An 18,766-nucleotide genomic window follows, 5' to 3' on the forward strand; every position below is an offset into this window, starting at 1 on the left:
CCGCTTTCCAGTACGCGTCAACTCTTTTACCTCTAGTGAAACAACAGCTCTTTTCTTATTTGTTTCTGCTCAACGTTCTCGTCAACGTAGCCGAGACCAGCGCCCAATCGACCTTATTTCGATTGCCAACCCACTATCAGGTAGAAGTAGGTACGTACCTGTCTGGTACAGGCGATAATCCGTACTGGTTACGGGCCAATCAGTATGGATCAGTGCCGTACAATACACCGGCTGGCTCAGCAAAAATTGGTTTCGCGGCCCCCTATGATACGAGTCGAAGAAAGTTTGATGTCGGCTATGGTATTGATATCGTCGCCAACGCCGCCGGTACCACGAATCTACCTCCTGACCAACCCATTATTCTACAACAGGCTTATGTAAAAGCCCGCCTCGGCGTTTTTGAAGCTTATGCAGGTCGGCGGCGTGAAGTTTTTGGACTTGTCGACACATTGCTTACATCTGGTTCTTACGTCTGGTCGGGCAATGCACTTCCCGTCCCTAAAATACAGATTGGTATTCCCAACTACGTACCCATTGGTTTCACTAAAGGCTGGTTATCTGTCATGGGTACGTTCGCACATGGCTGGTTAGGGGGGCGTTACGTTCGGCATACATTCCTGCATCAAAAGTCTTTATTTTTCCGGCTAGGCAAGCCTCAGAGTACATTCCGCGCTTATGGGGGTATCAATCATGCAGTCGTGTGGGGTGGCATCAGCCCAGACCTGTTAGGAACCGGACTGGTTACATCGGAGCGCCTTCCGGCTAGTTTTACGGACTATTTGCTGGTTGTGACTGGATTGCGTACTGGCGACCAGTCCCTGATTCCATTCGATAATAATCTCACCGATTTCGATTTAACCAATCGAATTGGCAATCATTTGGGTTCAGTTGATCTGGCACTCGAAATAGATCTGCGGCGTCACTCCTTGTATGTATATAGGCAAAATCCGTTCGACTCTGGTGCACTTTTTTACTTTACAAGCATAGCCGACGGCCTCAATGGAATCAGACTGCGTAACCACGATTCGAAAGCCATATTTCAAACACTGTTATTCGAATTTTTGAATACGACGAGTCAGGGAGGACCTGAGTTTGTTATCGACGATCCCCAGCGCCGCGGCAAAGTCAATTATTTTAATAATGCTCAATTCAGAGATGGCTGGTCATATCAGCGGCTAGGTCTGGGGACACCACTCATCACTCCCAGATATAACCCTGATGGCACATCAACTTACGGCGCCTTTACGGGGAATAACCGAATTCTCGCCTGGCACTTAGCCGCGTCAGGTACGTTACCAATAAAGGCAAAATGGCTAAAACAAAGTCCCTCTTACTTAACTAAATTGACATTGAGCCGTAATCTGGGTACGTATGATAGCCCCTATGTTGTACCGTTAACTCAGTTTAGCGCGTTTGGTCAACTCGCCGTTCCTCTGCAATTCCGTGGTAATGAACAAATAGTTAATAGTACTGAAATCATAGGTCGAGTTGGTTTTGACATAGGAAGTTTATATTCTACAAACTTAGGCGTATACCTCGGTGTACGTAAAACTTGGGGCCGCTAACGGTCGAAGCCCCGTATATACTTAGGCTTTACTAACGTTCAGACCGGTTTCCTTATCTTTGCGAAGGCCCGATTATTGCCATTGCCTAATACCTGTCATTGAATTAGCTTGTTGTGAGCTACCTTGCAGTGACTGCTGCTCTTACAAGTTGCTATGAGACATCGTTATTCCATCTTACTTTTTCCATTGCACGTCTTCTTCGATTTCGCGTGTCTAAACGCGTCGTTCGTTGGTGCTTATTGGTTAAAGTTTGATACACTCGATGCCATTGCTCAGCCTCCTTATCAACTGCTTTGGGTAGCATTCAATGTCTGCTGGGCCGTTATTGTTGCCATAACACAGCCTTACATTTTCCCAAGGCAACTATTTAAGGCCGGCCCCCTTTTAGGGAAGTTACTTTATCTCGTTGTACTACATGCCGCAGTTATTTCTTTGTTTTGGGTATTTGTACAAGGGGTTTATTTCTCCAGAGGCCAGCTTCTGTACACGTACCTGCTCTTTGTCTTAAGCGGTGGCCTGTTTCGGATTGGCGGACTGTTGTTTCTGCAGGAGTACCGGGCCAGAGGATATAACAGCCGGCGGTTCATTGTCGTTGGCTATGGTAAGTTAGCCCACACCATCACCCGCTTTTATGAGGTCCATCCTGAAATGGGCTTTCGCTTTCAGGGTTATTTTGATTGGTACACAGCTGATAATGAGGCTCAACTGGCAGGGTCATACAACGATATTGTTGACTTTGTTAAGCGCGAACAGATCGACTGTGTCTACTGCTGCCTTCCTTACGTCGATAATACGCAACTCAAGCAATTGGTCGACAAATCTGAAATACTTGACATCCAGGTCAAGCTGCTCGTTGATTTCCGGGGCTTTCTTACAAAAGGGGCATCAGTTGAATACCACGACTTTCTACCCGTACTGAATCTCTCGACGCAGGAAATCGATAATTTCCGAGTCGCTTTTTTGAAGCGTTGCTTCGACGTGAGCTTTTCCTTATTGGTTCTGCTACTTGGCTCCCCCATTTTTCTTCTGGTCGCTGCCATTACACGTTTCTCGTCTAAGGGACCAATCTTTTACGCACAGGAACGCGTTGGGCATCGGGGGCATCCTTTCATGATCTACAAGTTTCGAAGCATGTACGTCGATGCCGAAAAAGCGGGACCCTCACTTTCACAGGGCTCGGCTGATAACCGCATCACCCCCTGGGGGCGATTCATGCGCCAGACCCGGATCGATGAGCTACCTCAATTTTTCAATGTACTGAGGGGGGATATGTCAGTGGTAGGCCCCCGCCCCGAGCGGCAGTACTTTATCGATAAGATTACAGAGGTCGCCCCTGAGTATACCAACCTCCTGAAAGTAAAGCCGGGCATTACATCAATCGGTCAGGTCCGGTTTGGCTATGCTGCCAGCGTCGATGAAATGGTGCAACGTCTCCGGTTTGACTTGCTGTACCCCGATCGTCGATCGCTGCTCCTTGACCTTTGGATCATTGCCCAGACACTGCGTGTGATGGTGCAGGGACGTGGTCGATAGCAAGGCGTCCATCCTAGCTTGCCTAGCCCATTGGTAAGCAATCACTGATCATTTACACAATTTTGACGCTTTGGTCGTTGACTGGCTGTGGGGTAACTTCTATTTTTACACCATCGGTCTGCTATACTGGTAGGCCAACCGATCTTATTTTATCACAACTACTGATTAAGCGACCGCGTTTGTGCTGATGATTGTGTTGTTTCGTCGCTGGGTTACGTTTGCCTGGGTATCATTGCTTATTACGGTTGGCGTCTCCTGTGGCCAGTCTACACAGAACCAACTAAACCGGTCGGCAGCCGAAGTTCGCAATTGTGCCGAAGATCAGGTCGTTTCTCCGAAAGAAGAAGCCGACCTAAGGCGGGCCATCCGAGCCGACGAAAAACGGCAGCGCATTGAAGCGATCATGCAGCAAAAGGTGCGTGAGGGGCTGAATGGTAACGTGCTTATTGCCCAGAAGGGTATCGTGCTCTACAAGCACTGTTTCGGCTTCTCCCATTTTGAGAAAAACGCCCGCGACTCGCTGGTCGCGCAGTCAAAGTTTCAGTTGGCCTCGCTCTCAAAGACCTTTACGGCGGTAGCTGTTCTTAAACTGCAGGAGTTGGGCAAAATCAATTTTACCGATTCTATCCAGCAGTTTTACCCGGATTTCCCGTATCACGGCATCACGGTTCGTGACCTGCTGAGCCATCGGAGTGGTTTACCCAACTATGTGTATTCCTTCGATGATAGCATGAAGGTGAATTACTACCGGAAAAACCCAAAAATTCCGACCAATGCCGATATCATGCACTGGTTCGCGACGGTGAAGCCGACCCCGAAACGGTACAACGTACCTGGCCGCGGTTTCTCCTACAACAACACCAATTACATGGTGCTGGCGGCCATTGTCGAGAAGGTTACCAAGCAGCCTTTCGAGGAGTACCTGCGTCGAAGCATCTTTCTCCCATTGGGTATGCATGATACCTACGTCGCTACGACCAAAAATGATTCGATCAATCAGTATCGGACGGCGGGTTATCAGTGGAACCGACGTATTCCGAAGGATTACTTCGATGATGTTGTAGGCGATAAAGGCGTCTATTCAACCATCGATGATCTGTTCCGATGGTATCGCGCTTTGAACGGCGACTGCCTGCTCTCGCGCAAGACCTTGGCCGAGGCATTTGTGCCGAGAAGTTTTGAAAAGAAAGGAGCCAAGAATTATGGGTACGGCTTCCGCATGCAGTTGAATGCGCTCAATCAGCCCGAATTCATCTATCATACAGGCTGGTGGAAAGGCTATAACACGATGTTCTGGTTCAGCCCGAAAGATGAGTATGTTATTATCATCCTGGGCAACCGATTTAACCGAACCGTCTACGGCATTAAGGAATTGATCAATGTGCTTCACGACAACGACAAGCCAATTACAGAGGATGTCAGCGGTGAGGTAGAGATCTAATTGCAAGGGCTTTGTTGTTCAACAAAGCCCTTTTTTATGGTCTCATCTCTGCTTCGCCTGGCGGCAACCTGCTGCCTACTACCCCTCACTACGATGGCGCAGGAAGTACTTCCACTATGGCCCGCCAATGCCATTCCAAATAACAAGCCCAACATTACGCTCACCGAAACCAGCGCCACGGAAGGCGGTATTCTTCGGATCAGCAACGTGACAGTGCCTACATTGGCGGTTTATCGCCCTGCTAAACAGGCCTCGCCGGTGTCGGTGCTGGTTTGCCCGGGGGGCGGGTATTCTATTCTGGCGGCTAGTCACGAAGGAGCCGACATCGCGCGCTGGTTTACCGATCGGGGCATCACGGCCTTTGTGCTCAAGTATCGGCTCCCCGACGAACGTACCCAGACCAACCCCCACGAAGTGCCCCTGAACGACGCCGTTCAGGCAATGCGATTGATTCGGCAGCGGGCTGGCCAGTATAGCATTGATCCGAACCAGATCGGGGTTATGGGCTTTTCGGCCGGGGGACATCTGGCTTCTACCCTTGCTACTCATACCGTTCAGGGCCCACATGCAGCGCCCGACGCCAAGCCTAATTTTGCCATTCTGATGTACCCGGTCGTTACTTTTGGCGAGAAGGCGCATGGCGGTTCGCGGGATAAGCTGCTGGGTACGTTGAAAGCCGACCCGGCCATGATCGAGTTGTATTCCAACGAAAAGCAGGTCTCGGCCCAAACACCACCCACGTTTCTGGTACATTCGATGGACGACAAGGCCGTGCCTGTCGAAAATAGCATCGGTTTCTACCTCGCTTGCCTGAAACAGAACGTACCTGCCGAGATGCACCTCTACCCTACCGGCGGCCACGGGTACGCTCTCCGCACCAAACCCGGCGAATCGGTGTCAGGTTGGCCCGTCGCGCTGGAAAACTGGTTGAAAACAATTGGGACTAAGCGTTAAGCCCCAACCCACCTACAAAACGCTTATCGTTACCGCATTTCCATCGGTAAGCCTCCGGCTTCAAAGCCCGTATGCCAGCCACAACGTCCTCGTGGCTAGCCTACGGGCTTTGTGTTATTGTGCCCCTGCTTATTAACTAACTATCCCCTTACAATTGAATATATAAACATATTTCACTGTTTGTAACTCAGCCTTTACACAATATAACCTATTTCTCTAGCTCATAGATACCGTTAAAAATTTCTTAAAAATGATTTTGACAACATATGTTGAATTTATTACTTGTTGGGGTCATTGTTCAGCGAATTCCTTACTACTCTTACTACTAACGACCCCATTTTATGACCAGATCAACTATTTACATTTCATCAATCTTACTGGGCGCATTTGCCTTTGCGTGCCAGCCCACCGCCCAAAATGATCTCGCCGCGACCAAAGCCGAAGAGATTCCGTCGGCGGTAGTTGCCAAAGTAAAAGAGCTGGGATTTAGTACTCAGAATATGAAACGTATCCCCGAAGGCTATCTGGTCGAAGGTGATATCATTCTGGATGACCACGCCCTGGAACAAGGTCATGGCAAACAGGCGAGTCTGCTACGGGTGGGCGACGAAGAGCAATACCGGACAACAGCCCTGGTAGGCAGTTTGCCGCGCACGATCACGATTAGTGTGTCGAGCAGCCTGCCCTCAGTGTATGTAACGGCGGTCGACGAGATGATCCGTCGGTACAATGCAGAAGGCCTTCGTATTGCGTTCACGCGCGTGTCGTCGGGTGGAGCCATTCGGTTTACGGCGGCACCGTCTGGCTCGGGGTATCTGGCATCGAGCGGTTTCCCCAGCGGTGGTAACCCGTACAATCAGGTGCTGGTCAACGTGGGGGCTCTGGGTACCACAACAGGCACAACGCGGGTCAACTATTACGCTACCGTCTTTGCGCACGAGGTGGGCCACTGCATCGGTTTCCGCCACACCGACTATTACGACCGCTCGATCAGCTGCGGTGGCGCTTATGCCAACGAGGGGGCCAGCAGCGTGGGCGCTATCCTGATTCCGGGAACGCCATCGTCGGCCGACCTGAGTTCGTGGATGCTGGCTTGCGTAGCTGGCGGACAGAATCGGCCATTCAGCACGAATGACCGCACCGCCTTGAATTACCTCTACTAACGTATTACTGCGCTGGACAATGCAACTTAACCCCGACCGTTTGGTCGGGGTTTTTAGTTAATTTTTATCCTAAATGTCGCACTCAGTAAATAGTCATTTAACCATTATGAAGAACCCGTTAAAAAGTGTTGCTTTGTTATGTTACTGCATGAACAAACAACACTTTTCTCCCTTACTCTATGAAACGTTTATCGTTTTACCTTTCCGCGCTGGTAGCAGGCAGCGTCCTCTATGCCTGCCAGCCGGCGGCACCCGAAACCGCTAAACCAGCCAATAGCCAGGACATACCTGAGGCCGTGACCGCTAAAGTTAGAGCCATGGGCTTCAGTACGTACAACATCCAGCGTGTCGATGATGGCTATGTGGTTGAAAACGACATTTTTCTGGGCGAAAAAGAGCTCGACCGCGGTTCGCAGCAGCAGCTGATGCGGATTGGTGGCGAAGAGCAGTACCGGACAACGCAGATTGTGAACAACCTGCCCCGTACGATTACGGTAAGCGTGGCCAGCAACTTGGCCGACGTATACGATGCTGCCGTTCAGGAAGCCGTTGACCGTTACAACGCCGAAAACCTGTCGGTTCGGTTCAAGAAAGTAAACTCTGGCGGGATGATCCATTTCCTGGCCTCACCGGCCAATGCCCAGTACCTGGCTTCTGCCGGTTTCCCAAGCGGTGGGCAACCTCACAACTTTGTCCGGATCAATGACACCTTCCTGGGCGACGAGAATAATGCCACGCGTGTTGCCTATATCGGGTCAATTTGCGCGCACGAGATGGGCCACTGCATTGGTTTCCGCCACACCGATTACATGGACCGTTCGTATAGCTGCGGCGGTGCCGTGGCCAACGAAGGAGCCAGCACGGTTGGTGCCGTTTTGATTCCCGGAACGCCCGCAACGGCCGATCCTAATTCATGGATGCTGGCCTGCATTGGCAACAACGTGAACCGGCCATTCAACGCTAATGACAGAACTGCGCTGAAGGCACTCTATCCTTAGTCTTTAGCTTTATCAACTACGGCAGTAACATCCGTTGATTCAGTAGAAACCCCGGCATTTGTCAAATGTCGGGGTTTTTATTGCTAGCGTACCAGCACCGGGATTACATGTCGGCCAGTTTTGGCCCCATCGAGCCGTAGCAAATGCAGACCGGGAGGCAGGCCGTCGGTTGGTATTTCTTTCAGGATACCCGATAGCGGTGCTGGCCGTAACACACGCCCATCCAGCGATACCCAGATGCCAGTCACTTCTTCATCAAGCAGGGCCAGCGATACCGGTTGCCCAACGGCCACCGGATTCGGAAAGACGAGCGGAGTGCTGGTCCGGGTGCCATACACCGTTTCTTCGCCGGTTACCACGGTCTCGCCGGTTTGTGTCGTCAGCCTGACGCGATACCGGGCCGCCCCAACCGTTGGTGGCCGGTCCTGAAACGCGTACGTCAGCTGGTTTGGCTGGATGGGCAGCGTTTGTAAGGGTGTGAAGGCAGCAGTAGTGGTCGCCCGCTCGAGGGTCAGCGTACGCAGGTTCCAGGTGGTACTCAGGCTCAGGTTCAGCTGGGCTGTATCGGCCACGAGCCGGGCCGCTAGCCAGCTGGCTACGTAACAACCTACGCCCTGTTGCTGGTAATTGATTGTGTAACCCGCCTGTATGGGTTTACCCCCAACCAGGGGCCAGACAGCCACATACGCGCCATCAGAAGGGGTCAGGAAAGCAACGGTGTCGGTTGTCTGGCGCGTGGGCTCCAGGTACTGATTACCCAGCCTATAGAGTTGATACGTGGTTACGCCTGGCTGACGTGCCCAGGTAATGGCCGCCCGCTCGGGACAATTGAGCAAGACCTGCGGGCGCATCGAACGTACCAGCGTGAATACTTCCGATAGGTACGTTCGGGTACGTGTCACCAGCCGCAGACGAGCCGTCAGATTCCGGTCAGGCGTTGTCCACCAAACGGCCTGATCGGCCAGCCGGACGCTATCGGCCAGCGTTTGCCAGGTAGTTTCGCCAGTCAGTTGCACCGACAACGTACCCCGCTGCGTAGCCTCGCCCTGCCAGAGCCAGCGAATGGGTTGAAGTTCGCCTGCCTGCAGCGTGGCATCGGCTACGGGGTTGAACCAGGTAAAGGCCGAGTCGACGCTATAGGCTACCGCGTAAGGCTGGGGGCCATCGGGCAAGCGGTTGGCCTTGACCCACACCCGATACGTACCTGGCGTTGGCTGCGCGACAGACACCTGCTCCACGTTGTTGACCCGATCAATGCCGCGCCGCGCGGGTAGACGCACCGAATCGGGATGCAACACGGCAGACAGCACCCAGGGACGTACCTGACCGCCCCCCCCGCCCATGGGTTCGAGCCAAAGATCGAGATCCTGTCGCAGGGTGCCACTGCCCGTTACTGGTGTATCATTCCAGGCCAGCGCCACAGCCAAACGGGCCATCCCCGGCGGCACTGTTACCGTAAACGATTGGGCAACATCCGTTGTCGAGAGCGTGCCGGTCTGGTAGTGCCGGTTTTGGGCCAGCGAAACGGCGCCTAACGCATTCAGACTACCAAACCCGGCTTCGTGGTCGGGGCCCGGCAGGCCAATATCCTGGCAGGAAGCCAGCAGGCAGGCTTTTACCCAGGCTACCGATGGCAACTGCCCTTGCTGACTGCGATAGGTTTGCTGCAACAAGGCCCCTACCCCCGACACCAGCGCCGCCGATTCCGACGTACCGTTGTTACCATAGGCGACCAATTCGGGCCTGATGCGACCGTCGGCGGTGGGGCCACGCGAGCTACGGGCCTCCAGCGCCCCCCGGCTGCCAATTCCGCCCACCACCAGCACGTTTTTTGCCTGTTTAAACTCACCCGTCAGGGTCATAAACGGGCTAGGTAACACGGCCGTTGTCGACTCAGTACCGCTATTGCCCGCCGAAAACACGTGGAGTAGGGTTGGCTCCTGCTGCACCTGCCGATCGTAGGCCAACGCTTCTGGGCCATAAAACGATTCGATTCCGACGCCATACGAATGATTCTGTACCGATACCCCCAACCGACGTAGCTCAGGCAGGGTGTCGGGTAGGAGCCGATCGAACGACGAAGCCGCCAGCCGAACACCGGCTGCCACGCCCCGCCCCGTGCTGATCAGATTACCCGCGCCGCCCAGCAGGGTGGTCATGGTGGTGGCGTGGTCAGAGAACAGGCGGGTAAGGGCCGGGGTCGGTACAACGCGGCCTCTGAAGTCGATATCCGACGTGTCGAATGATTGCTCCTTGATGGAGATCGTTAGGCCGGCGCCCGTCAGGCTGGGGTAGCGCAGGTACGTTGCTCGTAGCCCGTGCAGGCCAAAATCATAGTCACCAACGGCTTTTCGGGCGGTTGGCTGCGCTGTTGCCACCCACGTACCCAGCATCACGTTCACCCAAAAAACAAGCAATAGCCGTCGCCACATACACTGTCTGCCAGTAACTCCTTCCTCAAAGCTACCGATTCGTTTTCAAACCTTTTGGGTTGCTTCGCCGTATATCTTAGAAACATAGAGCACCATGAAACTACTATTTTCAACCAGTGTAGCCGTCTGCTTATTGATAAGCCTGTCGGGTAGCTACCTGGCTCACCATTCGAGCGTAACACTGCCGAACGTAACGGCCCCCACGGCGGCCCCCAGCCACGCCATTTTCGACAAACTGCTGAAAGAGCACGTCAACGGCACCGGCATGGTCGATTATAAAGGCTTTGCCAAAGACAAGGCGCAGCTCAAATCGTACCTGGATCTGCTGAGCAAAAATGCCCCGGCCAGCAATTGGAGCAAAGATGAGAAGCTGACCTACTGGATCAACGCTTATAACGCCTACACCATCCAGCTGATCCTCGACCACTACCCCGTGAAGAGCATCAAAGACATTGGCGCCAAAATCAAGATTCCGTTCGTGAACACGCCCTGGGATGTCAAATTCATCAAAATCGGTGGCGAAACCTATGATCTGAACAACCTGGAGCACGGCATTATCCGGAAGCAGTTTGATGAGCCCCGGATTCACTTTGCGCTGGTGTGTGCGGCCAAATCGTGCCCCCGTCTCCGCAACGAAGCCTACGAACCCAGCCGACTGGACGCCCAGCTCGACGACCAAGCTTCTGACTTCATCAACAATCCCGGCAAAAACTCGATTACCGCCAAGCAGGCCAGCCTGTCGAAGATCTTCGACTGGTACGGTGGCGATTTCAAGAAAATGAAGAACATGACCGTTCCGCAGGTCATCAATAAATATTCAAAGACCAAGATTACCGACGATACCAAGATTTCGTATCAGACGTACGATTGGGGCCTCAACGAGCAGTAGGCCAACGAATTATACACGGGCTGGGCCCACCGCGTTGCGCTTATACAGGCCAACGCGGTGGGCCCAGCCCGTTTTGCCGATCAATTGCCCCGCACGGCTTCCACTACCGTGCCTTCGTGGGTGTAGATCCTGAACTGCCCGCCCAGTTCTTCGGCGCGGCGTTTCATGTTGCGGATGCCGTAGTGTCGCTCCAGCGTCTCGTCGCTACCGGGCAGGCTCAGCCCGCGCCCGTTATCGTGAATGGTCAGGTGAAAGGTGCCGTTGGCGCGGGTGGTTAAAAAGACGCTCGCCCGGGTTGCCTGCGCATGTTTGACTACGTTGCTCAGCGCCTCCTGCACAATCCGAAACAGATTCAACACCTGCACCGACGTTAAAGGCTGGTTCATGTCGCCGTCGATTTGCACGTCGACTTCCAGGCCGTTGGTTTGCTGCACATAGCGGTTCACATACTGGTTCAGCCGGTCTTCAAACTCGGTCAATGTGAAGCGCTCCTGATGAATGGCCCAGATGGTTTCGCGTAGGGTTCGGATGGCATCGCGCGCGTAGCCAACCACCGCCCGGAGTTCATTGGCCTGCTGCTTCCCATCGATAACGGGTTGCTGCTCGACCTGCCGACTGATGTGCAGCAGCGTGGTAATCATAAACGCCAGTTGAGCGCCCACGTTGTCGTGCAAATCGCGGGCGATACGTTCCTTTTCCTCAAGCATGGCGTTGCGAAGCGCCAGCGTTTCGACCTCTGTCGTATAAGTAATCCGTTCCTGCTCACGCTGACTGGTCAGCAGGCGGTCGTTATGGTCGCGCATAAGCTTGTACCGGAAGGCCAGCCCAAACGCCAGTACCAATACTTCCAACAGGGCGGTGATGGCATAATAATCGAAGTTGACCAGCGCCCGGTACGTCGGTATAAGTCCGAAATTGGCCAATACCTGCCCAAAGTTCAACACGTAGAACGGCGTAACGGCGACTACGTATAGCCAGGTGGCGCGGATGTAATACCGCCGGTAAAAACTGGTCGCGACAAACGCCACAATGATCGGAATGGGAAGCCAGTAAAGCACCGTAAAGAGCCTTAGCAAAGCCACTTCCAGCCAGGCTGGGTACGTTACGACGGCCTCGATCAGCAGCATCAGTACGCAGCCAAAACCAGCGACCAGCGCCCATGAGCTCAGGTTGTGGAGCCATCGGCTGGGCGTTTGCCACATCGGCAAAAACGTCCTGACAAACACAAGCTGGGAATAGAACAACAGCAGCGGAAACAGAAAGTAGATATTCTGCCGGGGTAACCAGAATTGAGCCTCAAAGGCATACTGATTGAGGAAGCCGTCGTTGATGACGAAGAAGCCGATCAGGCACCAGACGCAAAGCATGTAGCTGACATAGATGCCATCGCTGGATGTGATGTAAAAAAACAGGCTCATCACCGACACACACAGCAACGACAGCAATACACCACCCCAAAAGAGGTAATCGCGCTGCATGCGCTCTTCGTAGGCCTGCTGCCGGATGAGGGTCATGGGCACAAGCTGCGTGCCGCGCGCTTTATTGACGCGCAGATAAATCATGTAATCGCCACCGGGCGGCACCGAAAAGGGAAAATAATAGTACCGATTGTGGACGGGCCGCACTGACACCGCCGTACGCCAGCCCATCGGAATGGAGCTTGTTAGTAGCGAATCGTTTTTCCGGTCCACCACAAACAGTTGAAGCGATTCGTAACACCAAAAGTTAACGGCGGCGTACAGCCGGGCGGGGCGTTGGGTGGCGTTCTGCACCTGAAACCGCAGCCAGAACGGCACGACGCTTTGTTGATTACCCGTATATCCAATGTTGGGCACGCCCGTACCTACCGGCCGAAACGGCATGAGTTGTACATCGGGCAGGGCCTGCCGTCGGGTGGTATCGATATACAGGCTCAGTGCGCCATCAATCGGTAGCGCCTCCGTGGGGTCATCGCTGCTGGTCAGCACGACGGCGGCCGGTGCCTGCGCCCGCAGTTGCGCGCCGCCAAGCATAGTCAGCAAAACCCAGCCAATAAACCAGCAGAGACGCATTACGAGGAATGGTAAATGGGGTATTTATCAAAAATAAGTAGCCGTAGGCGCCAATCAAGTGCTTACTGTGTCAGCGGAGGGAGCTATTGGTTCGGATTGACTAAAAGTTGGTTGGCAAGCGTTTATGTTACGTTGACTACGGCCTGCTTTTTGCCGTTATTTTTGTATTTCTGTTTATCGGCTTTGCGGCCCCTGACTTATGCGCTATCGATTGCCTATTCTGCTTTTCATCGCGGCCTTACTGGGGGTTGCCTTCCGCCCGGCGATGAACGTACCCACGCCGGCTACCAAAACAGCCGAAGGGAAAAAAATTAACTGGATGAGCTTCAAACAAGCCTACGAACTCAACCAGAAAGCACCCCGTAAAATGGTCATCGACGTCTACACGAGTTGGTGTGGTTGGTGTAAGGTGATGGATCAGCGCACGTTTAGCCAGGCGGCCATCATCGACTACGTCAACGAGCATTACTACGCCGTGAAGCTCGACGCCGAGATGAAAGAAGACGTTACCATCGGCGACAAAACGTTCAAAAACCAGGGACAGGCACATGAACTGGCCATCAGCCTGTTGCAAGGCAAGATGGGGTATCCCACCACCGTTTTTCTGAACGAAAAGATGGAGATGATCCAACCGATTTCGGGCTACCTGGAACCACGGACCTTCCACCAGATCATTACGTATTTCGGCGGCAACTACCAGCAGAAGGAACAATTCGACGCCTACAAAGCCGGTACGTATGTAAAGGAGCATCAGGCCGCTATGCCGGTACCCGGTCGCTAGCGGCTGCCTATAGCGGAGCAACCGCCCCTTTCGTCTAGCCATCAGCCGGTCTGGTAATCGGTTGCGGCTTAAAAGCGCGGTTCTTGCCAACAAAAATGGTTGCTGTCGCGGGGGAGACGCAAGGAATTGCGTCGCTACGTGGGTTACTTTTGCGCCATGCTATCGTTCTTTAAGAAGCCGCTCTTCAGCGATTTCCGTTTTATCTTCGGTGTCTTTGCCGTTCTGGCGTTGTTTGTTAGTATCCGTACGGTATTCATTACCCAGTCGAACAACTACCTAATTTTTTACCATACGCTCGATCACCTCATCGAAGGAACCGACCTGTATGCCAAATACCCGGCCGAGTATGAAGACCGCAACCACTACGCGCCGAGTTTTGGGGCGCTCTTCTCACCGATTTTCCTGCTTCCTTATTCGGTAGGGCTGTTTCTGTGGCATTTCCTGTTTACGGGCATCTGGGTCTATGCCGTCTATCGTCTGCCCCTCTCCCACCGGCAGAAGGTAGTGATGTACTGGTTTTGCATGCAGGAGCTGTTTACGGCCGTGGCCAATAGCCAGACCAATCCACTCATTACTGCCATTCCGATCTTCACGTTTCTGGCTTTTGAAAAGCGGCAACCCGTTTGGGCGGCGTTTTTTCTGCTGTTGGGTTTCAACATTAAAATCTACAGCCTGGTTGGCGGAGCCCTGTTTCTGCTCTATCCGCAGAAGGGCAAATTCCTGCTCAGTATGGTGGGATGGGGCGTGGCGATGGCGCTGTTTCCCCTCCTGTTCACCACACCCGATAGCCTGCTTTGGCAATACCAAAACTGGCTGACGGAGCTGCTCAACAAGTCGGATGGCGACAAGTGGCTTAACCTGTCCATTCACCGCCTTATCCACCAGACCATTTCGCCCGACATTTCCAACACGGCCATTATCGCCATGGGGGTGGTGGTGTTCTGTTCGGTGCTGGTCTACGTGCAGCGCTACAAGGAGCTATGGTTCCGGATGATGCTGCTGGCTTCGATCCTGATCTTCCAGGTCATTTTCAACCCCATTGCCGAGTCGCCGGTATTTATCGTGGCCGTCACGGGCGTCATGATCTGGTGGTTTTATAGCCCCAAAACCTGGTACGACCGCGCCATGCTGATCGGCTGTTTCATCTTCACGGTAATGTCGCCCTCCGACCTGTTCCCCAAGGTGTGGCGCGACGAGTTTGTGAAGCCCTACGTGCTCAAAGGCCTGCCCTGTGTGCTCATCTGGTTCCGGCTTATCTACCTGATGCACCGCTACGCGCTGGGCAAAGCCCCCGTCCCCAACTATGACGACGACCAACCACTATCGGTGTCGCCGCAATTAAGCTGAACGCACCGGCTCCAGGTACGTTGCTTTGGCGGCGACTGGGTACGTTATCAGCGTGCCTGTCCGCTGCTGCGTAGCATCTCGTCGGCAATGGTTCGGGTGGTTTCCCACGAAAACGGAATCCAGTCGTCGTAGGCGGCGTCGAGCAGTTCGGTGGCCGACTCCGCTGCCGTTACCTTGTAATCGAACTTGGGCATGCCGCTGACGATGTAGCCGGGGTAATAATAAACCAGGCCCTGCTGACGGGCGAATTCGATCTTTTGCAGCATAAGCACTTTGCCGAGGCTGTAGCGCCGATAGTCGGGGTCATAGACGTTCATGATGCCCGCAATGGTCTGGTTACCCCGGTCAAAGATGCCCACGGCGATCAGGCGCTCCTGATCCCGAATCTCAAGCCCCCAGGTGTCAAACTCCGTAAACAGCGGGCCGCTGTAGAGGCTTTCTTCGATGCTCGCCGGTGCGTCGAAGTCGATGTGTTGCCGGTAGCGGGCATGCAGTTCCTTTATCTCATCGGTCAGCAGGAAGGGTTTGGCCTCGAAGCGAAACCGCGCCGTTCGGCTCAGTAGCTGCCGCTGGGTTTTGCCAAACTGCACCCGCTCCAGGTCGATCCGTAGCCAATGCACGGGATACAGTTTCTCCTCTAAGACCAGAAAGTTGCACGTAAACACGTTCTGGTGCATTCGGAAATAACCCATACTCAGAAACAGATCGAGATCCTGCCCCTTCATGCTGCGATGTGGTCGGTTGGGCGCCGGTTGTGGGGGCACCCGTATGCGTTAGATAACCCGGTGCCGTTTGAATTCCTTCGTGCGGTCAAACAGATACCGGTAGGTGATGTGGCGTTTGCTGATTTTACCGCCCAGCATCTTGGAGAACCGGATCATCCGAACGTTGAAATCGCCGATCCAGTTCAGTTCTAACGCGCTGAATTGATGCTTTTTACCGCCCCACACTTCGCGCGACGGATAGGCAATGGCGATGGCCGACTCGATACCTTTCCCCTGAAAATCAGGCACAACGCCGAAGATCAGGCCGAAGGCTTTGTTGGTCGGCTTAAACAGTTTGTGGTACAGGAACGTGAGTTTGCCGCGCAGGTCCATCTTGCCGTTTACGTGCTTGAAATACTGGTTCAGTTCGGGCAGCATGATGAAAAAAGCCACCGGCTGACGTGACTCCCCCGTGCCGTGGTAGCCAAACCAGATCAGGTTTTCTTCCATCACCGGCTTCATCTTGTTCATCAGCGACAGCGCTTTGTCGGCCGTCATGTCGGGCGTACCCAGAATTTTTGCCCAGGCTTTCGTGTAGATCTCGGCAAAGTCGGCGGCGTATTGGGGCAGCTTATTTTTCTGAATGTGCTCGAAGGTGTATTCGGGGTTGTCGAGGATAGCCTGCGCCCGGTCGAGCACTTTCTGCTGCATGCCGTTGGCCATCAGTTCGTCGTAGTGGATTGCCAATGAAAACGTATGCTGCTGGAAGTAATCCCGGAAACCGTAGTTCTCGAAAAAGGGCACGTAATAGGCCTTCGTGTAGGGCATGCCATAGTTGGGCTCTTTATCAAACCCTTCCACCAAAAGCCCCCACCAGCGGTCGCGGTCGCCGAAATTGATGGGGCCTTCCATGGCCTCCATGCCCCGTTGGGCAAGCCAGTCGCGACAGGCATCCAGCAGTTGGAAAGCCGCAGCCTGGTCGTCAATGCATTCAAAAAAGCCCATGCCGCCCGTCGGTTGGTCTTTCTCGGCTTTGAGCGTCTTCTGGTTCACAAAGGCAGCAACCCGACCCACAGTCTGCCCGGCCTCATCCTTCAGGAGCCAACGAATGCACTCACCGCCCGCTTCAAACAGCTTGTTGCGTTTGGGGTCAAAGACAATCTCGATGTCATCATCCAGGGGCCTGATCCAGCAGGGGTCATTTTTGTAAAGCCGAACCGGCAATTGTAGAAACTCGGTACGAAGAGCCGCATCCTGGCCCACTTCTATCAGTTGCATACCGCAAAGGTAGTTTGTAGTTTGTGGTTTAGCGTTTGACGGTCGTTACTTACCCGGCCGGGTCGGCAACAGCAACAAAATCACAAACCGCAAACTACGAACTACAAACTACCTTTGCAGCATGCAACCCCTCTCGCTTTACAATACGCTCTCCCGCCAGAAAGAACGGTTTGAACCCATTAGCGCGCCGCACGTCGGCCTATATGTGTGTGGACCTACCGTTTATAACTACGTACACCTCGGCAATCTGCGGACGTTCCTGACGTTCGACACGCTCTTCCGCTACCTGACGTTTGTTGGCTATAAGGTCAGGTACGTTCGGAACATCACCGACGTGGGGCACCTGGTCGGCGACGGCGACGAGGGCGAAGACAAAATCGGGCGCATGGCCAAGCTGGAAAAGCTGGAGCCGATGGAGATTGTGCAGCGGTATACTAATAATTTCCACGACGTACTGCTTCAGTTCAACCTGCTGCCGCCGAGCATCGAGCCCACTGCTACGGGCCACATGATCGAGCAGATCGAAGCGGTCAAGGAATTGATTGACAAAGGGCTGGCTTACGAATCGAACGGGTCGGTGTATTTCGACATCGAGGCCTATAACCGCAACGGGGGGCAATACGGGAAGCTGTCAGGCCGGATTCTGGACGATCTGCTGAACGAAACCCGCGAACTCGACGGGCAGAGCGAGAAGCGGAACCCGCTCGATTTTGCGATCTGGAAAAACGCCGCGCCGGAGCACCTGATGCGGTGGCCCTCGCCCTGGGGCATGGGTTTCCCCGGCTGGCACTTAGAGTGCACCTGCATGAGTACCAAGTACCTGGGCACCCAGTTTGATATTCACGGTGGCGGTATGGACCTGAAGTTCCCGCACCACGAATGCGAAATTGCGCAGGGCCACGGCCTCAACGACCACGACCCGGTGCGCTATTGGATGCACTCCAACATGCTGACCGTCAACGGGCAGAAGATGAGTAAGTCGCTGGGCAATTCGTTTCTGCCGTCGGAGTTGGTTTCGGGCAATCACCCGCTGCTCGACCAAGGCTACAGCCCGATGACGGTTCGGTTTTTTATGCTCCAATCGCACTACCGCAGCACGCTCGACTTCTCGAACGAAGCGCTGAAAGCCGCCCAGAAAGGGTATCGGCGGCTCATCAACGGCCTGCGGTTACTGAAAGCCATGACGTTTGAGGCCGACGCCGACGTGCCCATCGACCCGAAACACAGCGAGGAAATTGCTAACTACAGGCAGGCGCTGTACGATGCGCTTAACGACGACCTGAACACGGCCGTCGCCATTGGGCATCTCTTCAGCTTGCTAAAGAAAATCAATCAACTCGACACCCGGCAGCTCACGATGGGGCAGTTGGGCGAGGAGGCGTTCGATCTACTCAAAAACACCTTCGTGCAGTTTATCGAAGACGTGCTGGGCTTGCAGGAAGAACCCATCGGATCGCCGCACCGCCCCACCCCGGCTGCGATGATCACGGGCATGCTCGACCTGTATCGCGAGTACAAAACTCAACGTCTCTACGACAAAGTGGATCAGGTACGTACCTACTTCAAAGCACAGGGGCTGGTGATCCGCGACATGAAACACCGCATCGACTGGGCCTACGAAGAATAGCGG

General features: G+C 53.9%; 14 protein-coding genes. 10 read left to right on the top strand and 4 right to left on the bottom strand.

Translation table 11 applies throughout. The features are described from left to right. The first annotated feature begins 35 nt into the window (after positions 1-35). The 6 genes from FAES_RS25410 to FAES_RS25435 all read left to right on the top strand — a co-directional run bounded on the left by FAES_RS25410 (position 36) and on the right by FAES_RS25435 (position 7,654). Positions 36-1,565 carry a capsule assembly Wzi family protein gene (locus tag FAES_RS25410; protein WP_015334071.1) on the top strand — a complete coding sequence of 510 codons (1,530 nt, stop codon included), beginning with the start codon at positions 36-38 and terminating at the stop codon, positions 1,563-1,565. 186 nt (positions 1,566-1,751) lie between these two features. Next, positions 1,752-3,098, top strand: a complete 1,347-nt coding sequence (locus tag FAES_RS25415; RefSeq protein ID WP_229364535.1) for a sugar transferase — start codon at positions 1,752-1,754, stop codon at positions 3,096-3,098. A 187-nt stretch (positions 3,099-3,285) separates the two neighbouring features. Continuing rightward, positions 3,286-4,539, top strand: a complete 1,254-nt coding sequence (locus FAES_RS25420) for a serine hydrolase domain-containing protein (RefSeq protein ID WP_015334073.1) — start codon at positions 3,286-3,288, stop codon at positions 4,537-4,539. Between the two features lie 36 nt (positions 4,540-4,575). Further along, on the top strand, positions 4,576-5,493 hold the full coding sequence (locus tag FAES_RS25425; RefSeq protein WP_015334074.1) for an alpha/beta hydrolase: 918 nt from the start codon (positions 4,576-4,578) through the stop codon (positions 5,491-5,493). A 341-nt stretch (positions 5,494-5,834) separates the two neighbouring features. Continuing rightward, entirely contained in the window at positions 5,835-6,656 is an 822-nt protein-coding gene (locus FAES_RS25430) for a M57 family metalloprotease (RefSeq protein WP_015334075.1), read from the top strand. A gap of 179 nt (positions 6,657-6,835) precedes the next feature. Further along, entirely contained in the window at positions 6,836-7,654 is an 819-nt protein-coding gene (locus tag FAES_RS25435) for a M57 family metalloprotease (protein WP_015334076.1), read from the top strand. A gap of 83 nt (positions 7,655-7,737) precedes the next feature. Here FAES_RS25435 and FAES_RS25440 read toward each other — a convergent pair whose 3' ends face one another. Beyond that, positions 7,738-10,086 (bottom strand): S8 family serine peptidase, encoded by a 2,349-nt coding sequence (locus FAES_RS25440; RefSeq protein WP_041258395.1) that lies wholly within the window; start codon positions 10,084-10,086, stop codon positions 7,738-7,740. Positions 10,087-10,180: 94 nt separating this feature from the next. Here FAES_RS25440 and FAES_RS25445 point away from each other — a divergent pair, with 94 nt between their 5' ends. After that, complete coding sequence (locus tag FAES_RS25445; protein WP_015334078.1) at positions 10,181-10,975, top strand: DUF547 domain-containing protein; 795 nt, start codon at positions 10,181-10,183, stop codon at positions 10,973-10,975. An 80-nt stretch (positions 10,976-11,055) separates the two neighbouring features. Here the strand turns inward: FAES_RS25445 and FAES_RS25450 are convergent, their stop codons facing one another. Beyond that, entirely contained in the window at positions 11,056-13,026 is a 1,971-nt protein-coding gene (locus FAES_RS25450; RefSeq protein WP_148289449.1) for a sensor histidine kinase, read from the bottom strand. Between the two features lie 199 nt (positions 13,027-13,225). Here FAES_RS25450 and FAES_RS25455 point away from each other — a divergent pair, with 199 nt between their 5' ends. Together FAES_RS25455 and FAES_RS25460 are read left to right on the top strand one after the other, a co-directional pair. Beyond that, on the top strand, positions 13,226-13,807 hold the full coding sequence (locus FAES_RS25455) for a thioredoxin family protein (RefSeq protein WP_015334080.1): 582 nt from the start codon (positions 13,226-13,228) through the stop codon (positions 13,805-13,807). Positions 13,808-13,963: 156 nt separating this feature from the next. Then, complete coding sequence (locus tag FAES_RS25460; protein WP_015334081.1) at positions 13,964-15,154, top strand: glycosyltransferase family 87 protein; 1,191 nt, start codon at positions 13,964-13,966, stop codon at positions 15,152-15,154. A 47-nt stretch (positions 15,155-15,201) separates the two neighbouring features. Here the strand turns inward: FAES_RS25460 and FAES_RS25465 are convergent, their stop codons facing one another. Both FAES_RS25465 and FAES_RS25470 read right to left on the bottom strand, forming a co-directional pair. Continuing rightward, positions 15,202-15,879 (bottom strand): GNAT family N-acetyltransferase, encoded by a 678-nt coding sequence (locus FAES_RS25465; protein ID WP_015334082.1) that lies wholly within the window; start codon positions 15,877-15,879, stop codon positions 15,202-15,204. 48 nt (positions 15,880-15,927) lie between these two features. Continuing rightward, a complete protein-coding gene (locus tag FAES_RS25470; protein ID WP_015334083.1) occupies positions 15,928-17,136 on the bottom strand; it encodes a hypothetical protein in 1,209 nt (402 codons plus the stop codon). A gap of 121 nt (positions 17,137-17,257) precedes the next feature. Here FAES_RS25470 and cysS point away from each other — a divergent pair, with 121 nt between their 5' ends. Next, on the top strand, positions 17,258-18,763 hold the full coding sequence (gene cysS, locus FAES_RS25475; RefSeq protein WP_015334084.1) for a cysteine--tRNA ligase: 1,506 nt from the start codon (positions 17,258-17,260) through the stop codon (positions 18,761-18,763). The last annotated feature ends 3 nt before the right edge of the window (positions 18,764-18,766 follow it).

This window comes from Fibrella aestuarina BUZ 2, assembly GCF_000331105.1.
In the GTDB taxonomy this organism is placed as follows: Bacteria; Bacteroidota; Bacteroidia; order Cytophagales; family Spirosomataceae; genus Fibrella; species Fibrella aestuarina.